Genomic DNA, 15,403 nt, shown 5'->3' on the forward strand with positions numbered 1-15,403 from the left:
CTCACCTCCCCGCCAGCTCGAGCATGCGCTCGAGCGGCTCGACTGCACGCTGCGACTCTTCCGGCAGCGCGACCTCCCCCGTCATATTCTCCAGGCAGGCCAGGAGCTTCTCGGGCGTGACCATGGCCATGTTGGGACACACGGGCGCAGGCTCGGGGAAGTAGATGCGCTTGCCTTGGCCCTCGGTGCGCTGCGCGATCTGGTCCGCGACGCCCACAACGGTAAGCACGATGAACTCGCGCTCCTCGCCCGTGGCGATGCGCTCGATAATCTGCTTGGTGGAGCCGATGAAGTCCGCCTCGTCGAGCACCTCGCTCGTGCACTCGGGATGCGCCAGGATCAGCGCGTCCGGATGCGACAGCTCCAGCGCCTCGACCTGCGCAAGCCCAATCTTGTTGTGCGTTGGGCAGTAGCCGCGGTTGAGAATCACGTGCTTCTCGGGGACCTGCTCGGCAACGTATCGACCGAGGTTCATATCGGGGATGAAGAGGATGTTCTTCTCGAGCAGCTCGCGCACCACTTTGATGGCGTTCGAGGAGGTCACGCAGACATCCGCCCAGCGCTTGACCTCGGCCGTTGTGTTCACGTAGGCCACGACGGCAAGATCGGCGACCTCGGCGCGCACGCGGTCCACGTCCTCCTGACGCACCATGTGTGCCATGGGACAGTCCGCGGTGGGCTCTGGCATGAGGACGCGGCGCGCGGGGTTGAGGAGCTTCACGCTCTCGGCCATGAACGAGACACCGCACAGCACGATGATCGGAGCATCGAGGGTCTTTGCAAGACGGGCCAGGTAGAACGAGTCGCCCACGTAGTCCGCGAGACGTTGGGTCTCGGCAGGGACATAGTAGTGCGCCAGAACCACGGCGCCCTTCTCGCGTTTGAGCCGCTCGACCTTCTCGGCAAGCGCTTCCCTGCGCCCAGTTTGGACTTCCTCCACGATGCTCCCCCTTGGTTGGTGCGGCCACTGGGGCGACAGTATGACACTCTGTTTTGCCATCTGACAAGACAGTTCTTGAAAGCACATAGCATGGCATCTAGGCCAATGGAGATATCCAGAGCAGCGATCAATTCGCAAGAAGGGGCAGACAAAGAACCGCCGAGCCCGATTTCGGCGCAGCCGATGGGACGACTTGCATCGAACTTGCCTTCGTTACACAAAAATCCAGTTCGCTGCGCCGAACTGCCCTTCGTTACACGTAGTTATTGCAACCCTCAAAGTAGACACTGGTATATATAGGGCATCTTTCAATCATTAACACAATATGTAGTATGCCATGAGCCCCTGATACCTGGCACAGCCCTAAAACCACGTGTAACGAAGGGCAGTTCGGCGCAGCACGGGCGAAAACTGTGCAACGGAGGCAAGTTCGGCGCACTTAGGCAAGTCTATTTGGCACTCGAATTTGCGAACGGCCGCACAACAAGCGGCTGACGCCCACATTCGTGAAACGTCAGCCGCCAAAGCTCAGCCTAGGGAATGAAACGAAGCCTACGCGCCCTTGAGCACCACGGAGCGCACAACACCAGCCGTGTTATCACACGCATCCAGCAGGTTTTCCATCTGGTCGAAGAGGCGCGTCCACGTGACGGTGTAGCGGCCGTTGGGCTCCTCCTGGAAGAGGCGACGCAGCGCGTTCTGATAGACAAGGTCGCCCTCGTCCTCGATGTGGCCCACGGCGATGGCCTTCTCCATGACCAGCGTGTCCTTCTTGTAGTCGGGCAGATGGTCAATCATCACGTGGATGTCCTTGACGGCCGTCAGCGTGAGGTTGGCCATCTGCGGGCCCTCCTTGCGCATCTCGTTCACGTTGAAGAGGTCCAACCCCGAGGCAATGGCGTTCATGTAGTCCACGATGTCGTCCATGGCAAGCGCGAGGTCGTTGATGTCCGAGCGCTCGATGGGCGTCACGAAGGACGAGTAGAGCTCCTCCATGATGTGCTTGACCTTCTCGTCGCACTTGTTCTCGTAGACCTTCATCTGCGGAATCTCGGACGTGGTCTCGGGGAAGTCCGTGATGACCTTCACGTACTCCACGGCCGCATCCTCGATGCGCGCGGCAAAGTCCTTGAGCAGGGTGTAGAAGATGTCCTCTTTCTTGGCACGGGGCATGGGTTCTCCTTAGAACACGACGAGGAAAAGCTTGGTGAGCAGGTATCCAATAAGGCCGCAGCCGGGGAACGTGAAGACCCAGGCGAGGACCATTTCCTTGGCAACGCCCCAGTTGACGGAGCGAACGTTCTTTGCCGCGCCGGCGCCCATCATGGCGGCGGTCGACGTGTGGGTAGTCGAGACGGGAAGGCCCGTGAGCGTGGCAATGAGCAGCGACGCCGTGGCGCTCACCGAGGCGGCAAAGCCCTGGTACTGCTCGAGCGAGACCATCTCCATGCCCACCTTCTTGATGATGCGCTTGCCGCCGATGGCGGTGCCAATGGCCATGGCCGCAGCGCAGATGACCTCGATCCACAGCGGGAACTGCGCGCCGTCGATGGACATTCCCTGCGAGAGGAGCACGGCCATCATGGCGGTGGACATGAACTTCTGGCCATCCTGCGCGCCGTGCATAGTGGCCATGCCTGCGGCACCCACGACCTGCCACTTCTTGAAGATGTTATTCATGCGGCGTCGGTCAGCCTGCCTAAAGATCACTGGGATGACCTTGGCGATTATCCAGCCAGCGCCATATCCCAGAACCGAAGAGAGCACCAGGCCGTAGATGACCTTGACCCATTCGCCCATGTTCACGCCCTCAAGTCCGCCGTGCACGGCGAGCGCGGCTCCGGTGAGGCCGGCGATGAGGGCGTGGCTCTCGGAGGTGGGGATGCCAAAGACCCAGGCGATGGAAGCCCAGGTCACAATACCTACGGTCGCAGCCGCCAGGGCGATAAGGGCGGCGTGTGTATCTCCGCCAAAGTCGACCATGCCGCTCATGGTGTTGGCCACGGCCGTGGAAATGAGCGTCATGCCGATAAGACCCACAAAGTTGCAAATCACGCTCATGACGATGGCCTGGTTGACGCCAATGGCGCGCGTTCCCACCGGCTCGGCGATGGCGTTCGCGGCGTCCGTCGCGCCGTTTACGAAGATGGTCCCGATGACCAGGACCATGACCAAGGCAAGGAACGGATTGGTCTGGACGGCTGCGACAAACTGGGAGAAGCTGACCATGTAGGCGTTACCTTTCGATTGTTTGCGCAAGCATCATACCTGATGCAACCAAATATGTCGCTCTCGCTGGCAGGTTACACGTTACTGACATTCAGCTGTCAATTTCATGACGTAATGTCCAGACGTTGTGAGGCTGGCGCGCGAGGGCTGTGAGCTGGCCTTTCTACTACACTGGTTGCGTTGATCCAGAGAAAAGGGGACGCATGGACGAGAAGACGCACGAGGCACGGCGGCGTGGAGATAACGAGCGTGGCACGCGCCACGGGACGCATGGCCGCGGCTCGCGCGATGCCCACGGCGGCACTGGCGCCCGCGGCGCCCACCACGCCCACGGCGGCAAGCCCGTCTCGGCACAGGCACACCGCGGCCCGGACCGCTCAGCCTTCCTCCCTGTCTCGCGCGAGGACATGGCCGCGCGCGGCTGGGACCAGTGCGACTTCGTGTACGTGAGCGGCGACGCCTACGTCGACCACCCCTCCTTTGCCTGCGCCATCATCACGCGCGTGCTCGAGTCCCACGGCTACAAGGTGGGCGTCGTCGCGCAGCCAGACTGGCGCGACCCGGCGAGCATCACCGTCCTGGGCGAGCCGCGCCTGGCGTTTCTCGTATGCGGCGGCAACATGGACTCGATGGTCAACCACTACACCGTTGCCAAGCACCGGCGCCCCAAGGACTTCTACTCCCCCGGCGGCAAGATGGGCCTGCGCCCCGACCACGCGGACGTGGTCTACGGCAACCTCATCCGTCGCACGTACAAGCACGTGCCCATCGTGCTCGGCGGCATCGAGGCGTCGCTTCGCCGCCTTGCGCACTACGACTACTGGTCGGACTCGCTCAAGCGCTCGATCCTCCTGGACTCCGGCGCGGACATCATCTCCTACGGCATGGGCGAGCGCTCCATCGTCGAGATCGCCGACGCGCTCGACGGCGGCGTGGACGTCCACGACATCAGCTGGATCGCGGGCACGGTCTATCGCGCGAGAACAACCGAGCAGTGCGTGGATCCGGTGACCCTCCCCACCTGGGAGGCAATGCGCGCCGACAAGACCGAGTACGCACGCAGCTTTGGCATCCAGTGCAGAAACCTCAACCCGTACCTCTCGCACCCCCTGGTCGAGGAGTACGACCACGGCGTATACGTGATACAGAACCCGCCCGCGAAGCCGCTCACCACGCCGGAGCTGGACGCCGTCTACGAGCTGCCCTACGCCCGCGCGGCGCACCCCATGTACGACGCGGCCGGCGGCATCCCCGCAATCGCGGAGGTGAAGTTCTCGCTCTCAAGCAACCGCGGCTGCCTGGGCGAGTGCTCGTTCTGCGCGCTCAACTTCCACCAGGGTCGTATCATCCAGGCGAGAAGCGACGAGTCGCTCGTGGCCGAGGCGACGGCCATGACGCACGATCCCGACTTCAAGGGATACATCAACGACGTGGGCGGCCCCACGGCCGACTTCATGCAGCCCGCCTGCCCCAAGCAGGCCAAGGCCGGCGCCTGCGTCGACCGTCGCTGCCTCTCGCCCGAGCCCTGCCCCAACCTGCGCGTAACCCACGAGCGCTACGTTGGGCTGCTGCGCAAGCTCCGCGCGATTCCCGGCGTCAAGAAGGTCTTCATCCGCAGCGGCATCCGCTTTGACTACGCGTTGTACGACAAGGACCACACCTTCATCCGCGAGTTGGCCGAATACCACACCTCGGGCCAGCTGCGCCTGGCGCCCGAGCACGTGTGCGACGACGTGCTGCGCGTGATGGGCAAGCCCTCGAACGACGTCTACGAGCGCTTTGTCCACGAGTTCGAGAAGGCCTCGCGCGCGTGCGGCAAGGAGCAGTACGTGGTGCCGTACCTCATGAGCTCGCACCCGGGGTCCACGATGGAGGATGCCGTCAAGCTGGCGGAGTTCTGCCGCGACCTGGGCTACAACCCCGAGCAGGTGAGCGACTTCTACCCCACCCCGTCGACGGTGAGCACCTGCATCTACTACACCGGGCTTGACCCGCGCACCATGAAGCACGTCTACTGCCCCACAAACCCGCACGAGAAGGCCATGCAGCGCGCGCTCATCCAGTACCGAGACCCCAAGAACTACGACCTGGTGGTGGAAGCGCTGCACCGCGCGCACCGAGAGGACCTTATCGGCTACGGGCCCAAGTGCCTGGTGAGGCCCGAGCGGCCGCGGGCGCGGGCGACGGAGGCGGGCCGCGGCGGCGGGAACGCGCGCGGCGGCGGGCGGCGTTCTCGCCGGGGACACTAGGCGCCCGAAAGCGCGTTATTGCAGCTAGTGCGTAGGAAATCGCTGCTCAGGCGCCAAAACGACGCCAGAAGGCCCTTCTCGTACGTGATTCCGTCGAAAACCCCCGTTCGGGCGTCATCTTGGCGCCCGAAGGCACGTTATTGCAGGAATCACGCACAAAGTCGCTGCTCGGGCGTCGCTCTGACGAGCAGAGCCATCCACCCCAGGAAAGCCGCGGTTTAATAGCAGCCCGGCGAGAAGGCACAACCGCTCTACCTGCGGTTTTTCTCAGAGGCGCACATGGCTAACTGCTATTAAGTCGCAGGTTTGGGAGGTCCGCAGGTTTGGGAGGTCCGCAGCTTCGGGAGGTTCGCAGGTTTGGGAGATCCGCAGCTTCGGGAGGTCCGTGGCTTTGGCGGACCAACCCCCTCGGTCCCACGCGACCGCGCTACCAGTCGAATCCCGGGCCGTCCAAGATCCGCTCGAACGCGTGCTCGACGGTGTCGGTGCGGTACCGACCAAGCGGCAGCACCGAAGGCTGCGACGTCTCCATCGTGACGGGGCAGCCCGCCCATTCGAGCATCTCCACGTCGTTCTCGGCATCGCCAAACGCCACGCAGTCCTCGGCCGCAATCCCCAGCCGTTCGGCCAGCGCCGCCAGCGCAACGCCCTTGTCGACGCCATTGGGCACCAGGTCAAGCCACTGCAGGCCTGACACCTTGACCGCACAGCGCTCGCCAAAGCGCTCGTGCCAGTGCTGCTCGCGCGGAACGCCGTCGGTGCAGTACGCCGAGACCTTCATGAAGGGCTCCGGGATGTGCGTGGGGTCATCCAGCTCGGTCACGTTGTAGCCGGTCACATTGACAAGATGGTCCACCAGCTCGGGCGCACCAGTGCGCACGTAGACCGTCCGCATTCCCGAGACCACGGGCTCGCAGCCGGGATCCGCCAGCATGTCCTCGATGATCTCGCGCGCAAGGCCATCGTCCATCGTGGCACGGTAAACCAGCTCGTCATCAAGAATGGCAAGCGCGCCGTTCTCGCACACATACGGAATACGGTCGGCCACGGGCGAGAAGAGCCGGCGCAGGTTGGTGTACTGCCGACCGGTAGCCGGGACAAAGACAATCCCCGCGTCCACAATGCGCTCGACAAGCCCCAGCATCTGCGGCGAGAAGCGCGGCGCCCAGTTGATGAGCATGGTGCCGTCGATATCGCTGGCAATGAGCTTGGGTGTGCGCATGGGTTCTCCTTGCAGACGGCGCCTGCCGGCGCTAGGGCGAGAAAAGCGCACATACCCTACCACGCGCGGTGCCTTGAGGACGGGCGCGCACCCCACTCGTGAATCCTTGATGCGTCAACTTTGTGATGACTCGTGACGTCGGTTGCCGCCGCGTTGCCGCACGATACGCTGAAGAGGATTACTTGATACGTCAAGATACAGGGCTTCTCCCTATCTCAATGAGACAAAGGGAAACTCCCTTTGTCTCATAGGAGGTGGCAACCATGGAGCAGGAGGGACGCTCCCTCGAGGACATGCACATGCTGCTCTACCGCGCGTATCACGCGCAGACGAACTACCTGCGACCACGCATGGCACGGCTGGGCCTCGGCCCCGGCCAGCCCAAGCTTCTCGCCTACCTGGCCGTCCACGGCACGAGCACCCAGCACGAGATGGCCGCGTTCTTCGAGGTGGACGACGCCGCGATATCGCGCATGCTCGACCTTCTCCGCCAGGCGGGGCTCATACGCACCGCGCGCGGAGAAGACCGCCGCACCAAGACCGTGGAGCTCACGGCAACCGGCCACGGCGCCCTTGCCGCCTGGGACAACGTCTGCGACGAGGAGCAGGACGCCATGCTCGCCGGCCTTTCCGCCGAGGAGCGCAAAACCCTTGCAGGCCTCCTCGAGCGAATCCACTCCAACCTTGCCGCCGCAAACGCCCCGCAGCCCCAGGCGGCGCAGCCGGCTCCCAGGACAACGGCCCCAAGGGAGGCGCGCGATGAGTGACCTCGCCCTCGTCTCCCGCTACCTCAGGCCCTACCGCAGGCAGTTCGTTCTCGCCGCGCTCTGCGCCTTCACCGAGGCCACGCTCGAGCTCTGCATCCCCTTCGTGATGGCGAGCATCGTCGACGTGGGCGTGTCCACGGGCGACATGGGACTCGTCCTTGCGCTCGGCGCCCGCATGGTGGCGCTCGCCGTGTGCGCAGGCGCCCTGGGCATGGGCTACGCGCGCTTCTCCGCCGAGGTTGCCATGGGACTTGGCGCGGGCCTGCGCGAGGCCGAGTACGCCCACGTGCAGGGCTTCGCCTTCTCCAACCTCGACGACTTTGACACGTCGTCGCTGGTCACGCGCATGACCACCGACGTCACCGTGATTCAGAACGCCCTCGTGATGGGCTTCAGGCCCATGCTGAGAGGACCGGTCATGCTCGTGTGCGGCCTCGTCATCGCCTGCACCATGAGCGCCAAGCTTGCCGTGGTCTTCTTTGTGATCCTGCCCGCGCTGGCATGCGCCCTGGCGCTTATCGTGCACCATGTGGCCCCGCTCTTTGGCGCCATGCAGCACGCGATGGACCAGCTCAACGACACGCTTCAGGAGGACCTCGTCGCCATCCGCGCCATCAAGGCCTACGTGCGCGAGGGCTACGTGGCCGAGCGCTTCGAGCAGGTCAACGCGCGCCTGGCAAACGCCGCCACGCGCACCTTTAGGACCGCCGTCATCAACACGCCCGTCTTCACGCTCTCGATGAACGTGGCAAGCGTGGCCCTCCTCTGGTTTGGCGGCCAGATGATCATGGCGGGCGAGATGGGCGTGGGCACGCTCACGGGATTTATGAGCTACGTGCTTCTCATCATGAACTCGCTGATGATGATCTCCAACGTGTTCCTGCTGCTTGCGCGCGCCGTCACGAGCATCCACCGCGTGAGCGAGGTGCTGCGCGAGAAGCCCGCCATAGAGAGCCCCGAGCGCGGCATCGAGCGCGTGGAGACCGGAGAGGTCGCATTCCGCGACGTATCCTTCAGGTACTCGGCCACGGCCGAGAAGGACGTCCTCTCAAACGTGAGCCTGCACTTCCCTGCCGGCTCGACCGTTGGCGTCCTGGGGGCCACGGGCTCGGGAAAGACCTCGCTCGTGCAGCTCATGGCCCGCCTCTACGACGCTAGCTCCGGCAGCGTCGAGGTGGGCGGCCACGACGTGCGCGAGTACGACCTTGCCGCGCTGCGCGATGGCGTGGGCATAGTGCTCCAGAAGAACGTCCTGTTCACGGGCACCGTCCGCGACAACCTGCGCTGGGGCAACGCCGCGGCGACGGACGAGGAGCTGCTCCGCGCCTGCCAGCTGGCCTGCGCGGACGAGTTCCTGGACCGCATCGGCGGGCTCGACGCGGACCTGGGCCACGGCGGCGGCAACGTCTCCGGCGGCCAGAAGCAGCGCCTCTGCATTGCCCGCACGCTGCTCAAGCACCCGCGCGTGCTGGTCTTCGACGACTCGACCTCCGCATGCGACATGGCCACAGACGCCCGCATACGCGAGAACCTCGCCCAGCTCACGGACGTTACCAAGGTCGTGATCGCGCAGCGCGTGGCCTCTGTCATGGATGCCGACCAGATCGTGGTCCTCGAGGACGGGCGCGTGCACGCCACGGGCACGCACGAGGAGCTGCTGCAGACGGACGACATCTACCGCGAGCTCTACGAGTCGCAGGTGGGCGGCACCGCCGAGACGAGCGAGGGCGCCGCTGCCCCCGCGGTCGTCGCAACCGCGACGGCACCGGCAGCGCCCGCAGACAAGTCTGCGCCCGCAGCGGCCGCAACAGCCGCAACCCCCGGAAAGGAGGCCCCCAATGCCAGGTAGAGGAGGCGCCCCCGCGGGCCCCAAGGACCTGCGGCACACGCTGAGAAGGTTCCTCTCGTACCTAGGACACGCCCGCTGGCAGCTTTTGGCCGTGGCGGTGCTGGTCTGCGTGACCGGTGGGGCCAACCTCGCCGGCACGTACATGATCAAGCCCGTGGTGGACGCCGTGGGCGCGGGCGACTGGACGCGCTTCGTCCATCTCGTTGCCGCAACTGCCGCCATCTACGCCGCGGGGGTCGCCGCAAGCGTGGGCTACACCCAGACCATGGTGCGCGCGGCGCAGCGCGTCGTCTTCGACATTCGCCGCGACCTTCTCGGCCACATCGAGACGCTTCCGCTCTCGTGGTTCGACCGCACGCGCAACGGCGACGTGATGAGCTACTTCACCAACGACGTAGACACCATCTCCGAGGCGCTCAACAACGGCTTTGCCAACATGGTGCAGGCGGCCATCCAGACCGTGGGGACCATCGTGCTTCTCGTCGTGCTGGACTGGCGGCTCACGCTCATCACGCTTGCCTGCGACGCGATCATTGTGGCATACGTGCGCTTCTCGGGCAGACGATCCAAGCGGCTCTTCTCGCAGCAGCAGCGCACGCTGGGCGCGCTTGACGGCTACGTGGAGGAGATGATCGCAGGTCAGAAGGTTGTGAAGGTCTTCAACCACGAGGGCGAGAACCTCGAGGGCTTCCGCGCGCTCAACGAGGACCTACGCGCAAGCGGCACCGGCGCCCAGGCCTATGCCTCCACGATGGTGCCCGCGACAGTCGCCATCTCGTACACCAACTACGCCGTGGTGGCCGTGGTGGGCGCGGCGCTCGCCATAGGCGGCCACATGGGTGTGGGCAGCCTGGCCAGCTACCTGGTGTTTGTTCGACAGGCGGCCATGCCCATCAACCAGCTCACGCAGCTGGGCAACTTCATGCTCACGGCGCTTGCCGGTGCGGAGCGGGTCTTCTCGGTGATGGAGGAGCCTGGCGAGAAGGACGAGGGCACGGTCACGCTGGAGCGCGTGGACGCTGTCGACGACGCGGCGGACGACAACCGCCGCATGGCTGCCGGCGCCGCGGGCTGGCAGTGGCGCCGCGAGGACGGATCCACAGTCCCTCTCGCCGGCGACGTGCGCTTTGAGAACGTCACCTTTGGCTACGACGAGGACCAGACGGTTCTTGCGAACCTCACGCTCTTTGCGAAGCCCGGGCAGAAGATCGCCTTTGTAGGCTCCACCGGCGCTGGCAAGACAACCATCACGAATCTCATCAATCGCTTCTACGACGTGCGCTCGGGCGAGATAACCTACGATGGCATCGACGTGCGCGACATCAAGAAGGCGTCGCTTCGCTCGTCTCTGGGCATCGTGCTGCAGGACACTCACCTCTTCCGCGGGAGCATCGCCGACAACATCCGCTTTGGCAAGCTCGACGCCACCGACGAGGAGGTGCGCCACGCCGCACGCGTGGCCAACGCGGACTCGTTCATCTCGCGCCTGCCGCAGGGCTACGACACGCAGGTCACGGCCGACGGGGCGAACCTCAGCCAGGGCCAGCGACAGCTCATCGCCATCGCTCGCGCGGCCGTGAGCGACCCGCCCGTGCTCATCCTGGACGAGGCCACGTCGAGCGTCGACACCCGCACCGAGGCGCTTATTGCCCGCGGTATGGACGCCCTCATGCGCGGTCGCACGGTCTTCGTGATTGCGCACCGGCTCTCCACCGTGCGCAACGCAAACGCGATCATGGTGCTTGAGCACGGGCGCATCGTGGAGCGCGGCACCCACGAGGAGCTGCTCGCGCAGCGCGGCGAGTACTGGCAGCTCTGGACCGGCACCCGCGAGCTTGAGTAGGACGGTGGGGACGGGCCGCACGCCTGGCTGGCGAGGCCCCTCTAAAAAGCCCTCCCTCCGGCGTTATTCCGACGCCCGTAGGGTCGTTTTGTACGTAACTACCTCGATAACGTGCCCTTCGGCGTCACTTTCTCGCCGGAGGGGTCGTTTCGTACGTAATCCCGTAGGGAACCCTCCTTCCGGCGTCATTTCGGCGCCCGAAGGGTCGTTTTGGCAGCAAGTGGGAACAAAACCTCTGCTCCGGCGTCATTTTCTCGCCCGAGGCTCGTTTTTTGTCACAGGAGCCCGCAGAGAGCGAGGCGAAGGGGCTTCCCCTTTCCTCAGCGTGGGCGTCTATGCCCCCCTCGCGCCACGAACGGGGCCTCTCCCCGAATAGGGTCTCCACCTGTCCTGCCCAGCTGCTATTGGTGAGGTGTCGGGAAGCTCGTGCGGGACGAGGGGAGCGAACATGGCGTACGAGAAGGCAGAGCGGGACGAGATTATCGGCAACATCGTGCTTGCCGAATGGACGCTGTTCCAGGCGGTGCAAAACGTAGGCGGCCGGGCGGATTGCCAGGACATGCCCAATACCTTCTCGGCCATGCGCCGTGCGCAGTTCGACTCATGGCCGGACGAGGCGCTCGACTCCTATGCCGACGACCTCGCAGAAGCCATCCAGGCTGGCAGGAACCCCGTTGCCGAGAAGTACGCCTACATGATGGCCTCGACCCACCCGGAGGAGTTCGAGGCGCTCCGCGACTCCGTGCCGGAGGTCTCTGCCGAGAAGCACGCCCTCGTCGAGCAGATCGTAGAGATTGAGCTTGGCTGGGCAGACCAGCTTGCAGCGGCGTATCCGCACTTCGCGGGCAGGGGCCGCCCCGTCCGCAGCAGCGAGGACACGTCCGAGGTCACCTCGATCGAGACCTACTCCAGGGGCGAGCTCTCCACGTACTCCGTGCGCACGCTGCGCGTCCTTCTCGCCCATTACCGCGCCCTTTCTGACGACGGCATTAACCTGCAGGAGCGCGTGGCTGCCGAGGAGGCGCGCGCCTACGGCTATCCCAGCCTAGCCGCAGCCGATGAGGCCATCGCGAAGGGCACCATGTCTGGCCAGGGCCTTGACCCCGAGTTTGAGGTCTCCTTTAGCTGCTGCGGCTGCTGCAACTAGGACTACGGCGATGCGAGAAGATGCGGACACGCCCGCGACGGGACTCGCCCTGTCGCGGGCGTTCTTCGAGGCAACGGTGAACGAGCTGCTCGCAGGTGGCTACGAGTACCTGCGCGGACGCATGGCGGCAGGCCTTGTGGGGGCTGGCTCAGAGTGCCTGGGCTTTGACGACGAGTTCTCGCGCGACCACGACTGGGGCCCGGGCTACTGCGTGTGGCTGGACCCGACGGACTGGCGCGAGTCTGGCGCTGCTCTCCAGGAGCGCTACCGTGCGATTGCCGCGCGCGGCTTTGACGGCTTTCCGCCGCGCGACACAACGTCGGAAAGCTTGGGCGAGAGGCGCGTGGGAGTCTTCCCTGTCGACGGGTTCTACGCGTGGCTTCTGGGTTCGCCGGGGCTTCCGTCGAGCATCGACGAGTGGCGACGCATTCCGGAGCGGGCGCTTGCCACGGCAGCCAACGGCGAGGTCTTTATCGACACAAGCGGCCGCTTCACGAGCGTGCGGAAGCGCCTTCTCGCCTATTACCCCAACGACCTGCGGCTGAAGCTCATCGCGCACGACTGTGCGGTCGCTGCCCAGGCGGGACAGTACAACTTTGGCCGGCAGACGCGGCGCGACGAGGACCTCGCCGCGCTCTCGTGCCTCGCGCGCTTCTCGGAGACCGTGACGCATGCCGTCTATGCGCTTTCGCGCCGCTACGCGCCGTTCTACAAGTGGGCGCCGCGTGGACTTGACACGTTGGGCCCGTTGGGGCTTGAAATGCACGAGGCGCTCGACGCGGCCCTTGCCGCATGGCGCACGGGCAATGTCGAGCTGGCCGAGGTCCAGATTGAACGCGCAAGCCACGTGCTTGTGGAGGCGCTGCACGCGGAAGGCCTCTCCCAGAGCGACGAGGGCTTCCTTCTCGCCCAGGCGATTGAAGTGAATTCTCGCATCTGTGATGACGCGCTGCGGGCTGCGGATCTTATGGCACCCGTTACTGTCTGAGGGACTTGTACAGGGCTTCCACGCGTGCGGAACCCTGCGTGCCTTTGGTACGCGAAAAGAACGAGGCGGCGTTGTCCAAGGCCGTACGTACATCGTCTGGGTTCACGGGAAGGCCCGACTCCAGGAGATCGAGCACTTCGTCGTAGGACGAGCGTGCGGAGGCAACGTCTCCCATGCGATCACGCAGTGTGGCAAGGGAGTTGAGAAGCGAGACAAAGTGCGGACCGCGCCGGAGCGAGCCATCGCGATAGAGGTCGCAGGCTGCGCCAAGGATGCTGGCGGCGTCGGCAAGGTTGCCCTCTCCCATGAGGGCACTCGCCACGTTGGCGAAGGCAGAAGAGAGTTCGAAGGCTGGCGAGCCGTTCTCGCACACAATGTCGAGTGCCGCCTGGTAGCGCATGCGGGCGCCCGTTGGATCATGACGCGCCATGCAGAGATGCCCCTGGTAGTTGAGGCAGGCAGCATATTCGAGGGTGTGGTGGCTGGAGAAGAGCGTGGACGCCTCAGCGAGGGCAGCGGCGCACTCGTCCAGACGTCCGTCAAGTCGGTAGAGTTCGGCGAGGTTGTCCAAGCAGGTAGCATAGGCATCGCTGCGGCCGGCCAACGCCTCGATGCCCTCGAGCGCGGCGCGGAAGGACTTCTCGCCGCTCTTATAGTTACCGCGAGAGCGATAGAAGGAGCCAAGTTCGTTGCAGAGTGTCACGTACTCCGAGGATGCCGTACCGCAGGTGAGGGCCGCCTCGTCGCGCAGGGAAAGGAGTGCCTGCTCAAGTGCGGCTGGGTCCGTGCGATGGGCCTGCCAGGCGGCATCAACGCGTGCGAGTGCGTCCATTGCGGCTCCTTTGGGAGGACGTGGGGGTGACCTCGTGGATAGCATAACGCCGGCGCTGAGCGCGAGCGATGGGCTAACGACGAATGTATCTGCAACAGATGGATGAGATTTGTGGAGACTCTTGTGCTGCCCTCGACCAAGCACGGCATTGGAAAACTCATTGATCAGGCAGCGATTCGAATGAGCCCAAGGTTTTTGTATCCCTGGCAACAGCGGATGCCGTCAGGCCAATCGTGGTTGACCCGACCCCTCCTCAGCGTTTGCCCTAAGCCGACAAGACGAACACCGGAGGAGCCTTTCCATCACGAATTGACGGTTGGTGGCAGTTTTCGATAAAGCATTTATATGTTATCTGTGGTAAGCACATTTCTGACCAGCGGTTAATCATGGACTCAGTCTGCCGATACTCGGGCGGTCTTCGAAAAACTGCCACCAACCGTAAAAACGCGCCATTGAGGGGTGGACGAGGACGCTTGGGAAGGTCACGCACGGCCGAGGGGGGTGATGGCCCTCGCCCGATTGGCTAGTTATTACGGTTGGTGGCAGTTTTTCGGTGGCACCCCGAGTAGCCCGTCCCCCGAAAATCGGGAGACCCCAGGTAGATGATTTGTCATTGCTCTGATATCACATCAAGGGTTTTACGAAAACTGCCACCAACCGTCAATTCGTGAAATCGGCCATCCGAACTTGGGAGGGATATCCCCAACTTCGCGCGAAGTACCCACTCGGACCAGCCCCCTCCAGACGAAGGAGTCATTCCCACATATGCGGAGGGCACAACGTTGTTGACCTCTGGCGCACCCTCGTTGTCGGAATCATCCCCGCATACGCGGGGAGCACAGTTATCCCGTCGACGAGCGACGGGCCCGCGCCGGGATCATCCCCGCATACGCGGGGGGCACTGAGGCAAAGCGCATCGCCGAATACCACTGCAGGGGATCATCCCCGCATACGCGGGGAGCACGACGAGCGCGAGCGAGCCGTTCGGCAGCACGCGGGATCATCCCCGCATACGCGGGGAGCACGTTCCCGCCGCACGCGGCCTCGAAGAGCGCCTTGGGATCATCCCCGCATACGCGGGGAGCACGCGGACGCTCCGCGCCGTCATGGCCCAGGCCAAGGGATCATCCCCGCATACGCGGGGAGCGCACGGGGGCTACCCCGAGTCGGTCGTGCTGCCCTAGGATCATCCCCGCATACGCGGGGAGCACCGAGGTGTCTACCGACGCGCGCGACCTCGCGCGGGAATCATCCCCGCATACGCGGGGAGCACTCGGCGACCCGAACCTAATCTATCCTGGCCAGGGGATCATCCCCGCATACGCGGGGAGCACGGC

General features: G+C 64.5%; 11 protein-coding genes and 1 CRISPR repeat array. Of the genes, 6 read left to right on the forward strand and 5 right to left on the reverse strand.

The genetic code is table 11. From position 1 onward, the window contains the following. Position 1 precedes the first annotated feature (1 nt). The 3 genes from nadA to BT122_RS10185 form a co-directional block, all read right to left on the reverse strand. Positions 2 to 940, reverse strand: coding sequence for a quinolinate synthase NadA (gene nadA / locus BT122_RS10175; protein WP_072355801.1), 939 nt, complete (start codon positions 938 to 940; stop codon positions 2 to 4). 552 nt (positions 941 to 1,492) lie between these two features. Beyond that, positions 1,493 to 2,113, reverse strand: a complete 621-nt coding sequence (locus BT122_RS10180; RefSeq protein ID WP_072355802.1) for a DUF47 domain-containing protein — start codon at positions 2,111 to 2,113, stop codon at positions 1,493 to 1,495. A 9-nt stretch (positions 2,114 to 2,122) separates the two neighbouring features. Then, positions 2,123 to 3,169 carry an inorganic phosphate transporter gene (locus BT122_RS10185; protein ID WP_072355803.1) on the reverse strand — a complete coding sequence of 349 codons (1,047 nt, stop codon included), beginning with the start codon at positions 3,167 to 3,169 and terminating at the stop codon, positions 2,123 to 2,125. A 203-nt stretch (positions 3,170 to 3,372) separates the two neighbouring features. Between BT122_RS10185 and BT122_RS10190 the strand changes: the two genes are divergently transcribed. Next, the gene (locus tag BT122_RS10190) at positions 3,373 to 5,418 is read left to right on the forward strand and encodes a YgiQ family radical SAM protein (protein WP_072355804.1); all 2,046 of its coding nucleotides are present in this window, start codon (positions 3,373 to 3,375) and stop codon (positions 5,416 to 5,418) included. 427 nt (positions 5,419 to 5,845) lie between these two features. Here BT122_RS10190 and BT122_RS10195 read toward each other — a convergent pair whose 3' ends face one another. Next, positions 5,846 to 6,640 (reverse strand): HAD family hydrolase, encoded by a 795-nt coding sequence (locus BT122_RS10195; RefSeq protein WP_072355805.1) that lies wholly within the window; start codon positions 6,638 to 6,640, stop codon positions 5,846 to 5,848. Between the two features lie 263 nt (positions 6,641 to 6,903). Here BT122_RS10195 and BT122_RS10200 point away from each other — a divergent pair, with 263 nt between their 5' ends. The 5 genes from BT122_RS10200 to BT122_RS10220 all read left to right on the forward strand — a co-directional run bounded on the left by BT122_RS10200 (position 6,904) and on the right by BT122_RS10220 (position 13,234). Beyond that, positions 6,904 to 7,407, forward strand: a complete 504-nt coding sequence (locus BT122_RS10200; RefSeq protein ID WP_072355806.1) for a MarR family winged helix-turn-helix transcriptional regulator — start codon at positions 6,904 to 6,906, stop codon at positions 7,405 to 7,407. Next, complete coding sequence (locus BT122_RS10205; RefSeq protein WP_072355807.1) at positions 7,400 to 9,256, forward strand: ABC transporter ATP-binding protein; 1,857 nt, start codon at positions 7,400 to 7,402, stop codon at positions 9,254 to 9,256. The genes BT122_RS10200 and BT122_RS10205 overlap by 8 nt, the downstream gene beginning before the upstream one ends. After that, the gene (locus BT122_RS10210) at positions 9,246 to 11,099 is read left to right on the forward strand and encodes an ABC transporter ATP-binding protein (RefSeq protein WP_072355808.1); all 1,854 of its coding nucleotides are present in this window, start codon (positions 9,246 to 9,248) and stop codon (positions 11,097 to 11,099) included. The genes BT122_RS10205 and BT122_RS10210 overlap by 11 nt, the downstream gene beginning before the upstream one ends. 448 nt (positions 11,100 to 11,547) lie before the next feature. Then, on the forward strand, positions 11,548 to 12,246 hold the full coding sequence (locus BT122_RS10215; protein ID WP_072355809.1) for a DUF4125 family protein: 699 nt from the start codon (positions 11,548 to 11,550) through the stop codon (positions 12,244 to 12,246). 10 nt (positions 12,247 to 12,256) lie between these two features. Next, on the forward strand, positions 12,257 to 13,234 hold the full coding sequence (locus BT122_RS10220) for a DUF4037 domain-containing protein (RefSeq protein WP_072355810.1): 978 nt from the start codon (positions 12,257 to 12,259) through the stop codon (positions 13,232 to 13,234). Here BT122_RS10220 and BT122_RS10225 read toward each other — a convergent pair. After that, a complete protein-coding gene (locus BT122_RS10225; RefSeq protein WP_072355811.1) occupies positions 13,224 to 14,066 on the reverse strand; it encodes a tetratricopeptide repeat protein in 843 nt (280 codons plus the stop codon). The two genes, BT122_RS10220 and BT122_RS10225, sit on opposite strands and share 11 nt — an antisense overlap. Positions 14,067 to 14,880: 814 nt before the next feature. After that, positions 14,881 to 15,400: a CRISPR direct-repeat array (repeat unit 26 nt; unit sequence ATCATCCCCGCATACGCGGGGAGCAC). Positions 15,401 to 15,403 lie beyond the last annotated feature (3 nt).

The sequence above is a fragment of the Olsenella sp. kh2p3 genome (assembly GCA_900119625.1).
Taxonomy (GTDB): Bacteria; Actinomycetota; Coriobacteriia; order Coriobacteriales; family Atopobiaceae; genus Tractidigestivibacter.

What these genes read in the sequence shown, in the direction of transcription:
- BT122_RS10225 (WP_072355811.1), bottom strand. Translation starts at nt 14,066, where the DNA reads ATGGACGCACTCGCACGCGTTGATGCCGCCTGGCAGGCCCATCGCACG.
- BT122_RS10190 (WP_072355804.1), top strand. Translation starts at nt 3,373, where the DNA reads ATGGACGAGAAGACGCACGAGGCACGGCGGCGTGGAGATAACGAGCGT.
- BT122_RS10180 (WP_072355802.1), bottom strand. Translation starts at nt 2,113, where the DNA reads ATGCCCCGTGCCAAGAAAGAGGACATCTTCTACACCCTGCTCAAGGAC.
- BT122_RS10215 (WP_072355809.1), top strand. Translation starts at nt 11,548, where the DNA reads ATGGCGTACGAGAAGGCAGAGCGGGACGAGATTATCGGCAACATCGTG.
- BT122_RS10210 (WP_072355808.1), top strand. Translation starts at nt 9,246, where the DNA reads ATGCCAGGTAGAGGAGGCGCCCCCGCGGGCCCCAAGGACCTGCGGCAC.
- BT122_RS10205 (WP_072355807.1), top strand. Translation starts at nt 7,400, where the DNA reads ATGAGTGACCTCGCCCTCGTCTCCCGCTACCTCAGGCCCTACCGCAGG.
- BT122_RS10200 (WP_072355806.1), top strand. Translation starts at nt 6,904, where the DNA reads ATGGAGCAGGAGGGACGCTCCCTCGAGGACATGCACATGCTGCTCTAC.
- BT122_RS10185 (WP_072355803.1), bottom strand. Translation starts at nt 3,169, where the DNA reads ATGGTCAGCTTCTCCCAGTTTGTCGCAGCCGTCCAGACCAATCCGTTC.
- BT122_RS10220 (WP_072355810.1), top strand. Translation starts at nt 12,257, where the DNA reads ATGCGAGAAGATGCGGACACGCCCGCGACGGGACTCGCCCTGTCGCGG.
- BT122_RS10195 (WP_072355805.1), bottom strand. Translation starts at nt 6,640, where the DNA reads ATGCGCACACCCAAGCTCATTGCCAGCGATATCGACGGCACCATGCTC.